The organism is Actinomadura geliboluensis, assembly GCF_005889745.1.
Taxonomy (GTDB): domain Bacteria; phylum Actinomycetota; class Actinomycetes; order Streptosporangiales; family Streptosporangiaceae; genus Spirillospora; species Spirillospora geliboluensis.
Window position 1 is genome coordinate 1 of record NZ_VCKZ01000638.1, and the last position, 3,226, is coordinate 3,226.

Here is a 3,226-nt window from a genome sequence, read left to right on the forward strand (position 1 = left end):
GGGCCACAGTGTGGGCGGGGCGTTGCGACTGTGGTGGTGTTTGACTCGCCTCTTGGGCCGCCATTAGTTCAGACGAGGCGAAAGGCGAGGAGTGCGTTGCCGTGTGCGGCGGCGAGGATGCGGCCGTTGGTGCTGAATTCCCATTGCTCGGTAGAGGCGGGGGTTGTCATGGGGTAGTTCCAGATGATTTCGCCGGTCATGGCGTCCCACGCATAGAGTCCCGAGTTCGTGGTGCCTGCCACGCCGGTGCAGATCAGCCCGCCGGCGGCGATCAGTGGGACGGTCTTGGACGCGGGGGTGTTGACGGACCAGAGACGCTTGCCTGTGCGGGCATCGAGGGCGACCAGATGCGGGCTGTCCAGGATGTAGGCGCGTCTTCCGTCGAGTAGGAAGGCGTGGCCGCCGGGTGAGGCCGGCGTGTAGGTCCACCGCTGTCGGCCGGTGGCCGCGTCCAAGGCGTAGATGGTCGGCCCGTTCATGTAGACCAGTCCATTGGCCACGGTCGCGTTGAGGGAGAGCGCGTCCTTGTTGTCCGGGTCCTTTGCGGCGTTGGGAAGGTCGGCGCTCCAGACCTTCTGGCCGGTGTCGACCGACAACGCGTCGAGAGTGGTGTGGGAGGAACTGCTGAAGATCAGGTCACCGTCGCCCGGCACCATGAGCATCGTCTCGCGCGGCTTGGACCATCGGACGGCGCCCGTGGTGATGTCGAGTGCGTGGTACTGGTTCTCGCCTTTCTCCTTGGCCGTCTGGCCGAGGAGGGTGCGTCCCTGGATGCCGTGGAGGATGGTGGACGACGCCTGCGGCCATTGGCGGATCCAGAGGCGGCGGCCGGTGGTGGGGTCCAGGCCGGTGATCGTTCGATCCCCGCTCAGAGCCAGCAGCCTGTCGGCCGACACCATGAGTTCGGGGAACCGGTATTTCGTGGGTGCGTTGTAGGTCCACTTGACCGTCTGGGACTCGTCCATGGCGACCATGCGGGAGCCGGCCATCGTGTAGATGAGCGTCGGGCCGATGAGCGTCTGGTTGCCTCGGGTCCAGATCTGCCGTCCGGTGGCCAGCGAGTAGCAGCGGACCTCGTCCTCGAAGACCCTGTCGGCGGACGAGATGATGGAGCGGGAAAGGACGTCGAGGGTGACGTCGTCCTCGTCGTCGATCGCGGTTCGCCACAGCAACTTCGGCGGGGAGAGACGATGCCCCTTCCCGTCCTGGGTCGCGGCCAGTGCCGCGGCGGTTCCGCCGCCGATGACGGCCAGTCCAGCGGCGGCGGCCCCGCCGATCAGCAGCCGTCGCCGGGTGTGGGCCCTGGCGAGCGTCCGCAGGTCCAGGACGAGGGTGTCCTCCCGCTGCCGCAGCTCCTCGCCCATGTCGCCGGGGAGCCAGCCGGCCGTGGCCGGTTGGGCGGCCAGCAGCGTCGGCAGCAGCTTCGCGGGCGGACGCCGGTCGGGGTCCCGGCTGAGGCAGGCGGTCACCAGCTGTGCCAGGGAGGCCGGTACGCCGCGCAGGTCGGGTTCTTCGTGCAGGGTCCTATGGATGATCGTGGGGACCGCGCCCTTGCCGAACGGCGGGCGGCCGGTGGCGGCGAAGGCCAGCACGGCGCCGTAGGCGAACACGTCGGCGGCCGGTGTGAGCCGCGTTCCGCGGATCTGCTCGGGGGACATGTAGCCGGGGGAGCCGATGAACTGGCCCTCCGCGGTGAGCGTGGCGGTGTCGGCGGCCTTGCTGATGCCGAAGTCGATGACCTTGGGGCCGTCCTTGGCGAGCAGGATGTTGGCCGGTTTGAGGTCGCGGTGCAGCAGTCCCGCCGCGTGGATCGCGATCAGGGCCTCGCCCAGTCCGGCGCCCAGGGTGCGCAGCAGCGGCTCGGGCATGGGCCCGTACCGCTCGATCGTCTCCTTCAGGCTGAGGCCGTTGACGTACGCGATCGCCAGCCACGGGACGGTGCCGTCGGGTTCCGCCTCGACGACCGGGCTGGTGAACGCGCCGCTGACCTTCTGGGCGGCCTCGACCTCGCTTCGGAACCTGGCACGGAAATCATGGTCTCCGGCAAGCTCGGGCCGCACGACCTTGATGGCCACCGCCCGTCCCGCCGGGGACGCGCCCAGGTAGACCACCCCCATGCCGCCCTCGCCCAGGCGCCGCAGCAGGCGGTACCGCCCGATGCGATCGGGATCGCCGGGCTCCAGCGCCGCCGCCGTCACCGCGTCACCGGGAAGCGGTAGAGCCGCTTGTGGTCGGTCGCGAAGACCGACGAACCGGACACCGCGACTTCCCAACCGCGCTGTGTCTCCGACGGCCCCCAGTGCGACCACAGTGCTCGGCCGTCGGCCCCGGCGACCAAGATGCCCTTGGACGGGCCTGACGGGTCGCTGAAGGCGGTCGCGATGAGGTCGCCGGTCGCGGCGATGTGTCCCGGGTCGTTGTTGAACGGTTCCGGACCGACCAGCGTCCATCGGGTGTCGCCGGTCGCCTGGTCGTAGGCGTGGAGGACCTCTTCCTTGAAGATCGCGTTAGCGCCTGCGGGAATGACGGTGTCGAATTGCACGTCGGTGTTTCGCGACCACACGGGCCTTCCGGTGGCGGTGTCGACCGCCTGGACGGTATCGCCGAAGTTGCCGAACAATCGTCCACCGGCGACCGCGATGTCCAGGCTTGACCCGTCCCGGGTGCCGCCGCTCCTGGGCCAGGTGTGGACCCAGCGCTTGCGGCCGGTGACGGCGTCGAGGGCGGTGAGGGAAGGGTCAGTGCTGAGGTAGAGGCTGGTCTGGTCGACGGCTCCGGAGAACGACCCGTCAGTGGAGAGATCCCACCGGATCTTGCCGCTGGTCAGGTCGAGCGCCCATACGTCCGTCCGCGAACGCACGAGGATCGTGTCGCCGACCACGCCGATGACGGAAGAGGGGACGACGCCGGCGGGCGTGGGGAGGTTCGTGGTCCTGCCGGTCGGGGCGTCGATCAGAGTGATCAACTGGTCCTCAATGTCGCCGACCACGCCGCCGAGGACGACGAACGCCGATCCGGGGGCGACGTCGTCCGAATACACGGCGTTGGCCTTGTCCTTCGTCCACAGCTGCCGCCCCGAGCCGGCATCCACCCCGAACATCTCCTGTTCGCCGCCCCACAGCACGACGCCGCCCGCCAGCAGCACCATCGACGTCCCGCTGACGGGCCGAGGCGGGGTGAACGTCCACGCGGGCGGGGGCGCCGTGGCGAGGGCGGTCGCGCGGGG

The 3,226-nt window shown here is 69.5% G+C and carries 2 protein-coding genes; both read right to left on the reverse strand.

What is annotated here, in order from left to right:
* Window positions 1–68: 68 nt before the first annotated feature.
* Complete coding sequence (locus tag ETD96_RS42835) at window positions 69–2,198, reverse strand: serine/threonine-protein kinase (RefSeq protein ID WP_138642197.1); 2,130 nt, start codon at window positions 2,196–2,198, stop codon at window positions 69–71.
* The coding region (locus ETD96_RS42840) for an outer membrane protein assembly factor BamB family protein (protein WP_138642198.1) at window positions 2,195–3,226 on the reverse strand (1,032 nt) is incomplete at its 5' end. The genes ETD96_RS42840 and ETD96_RS42835, both read right to left, overlap by 4 nt.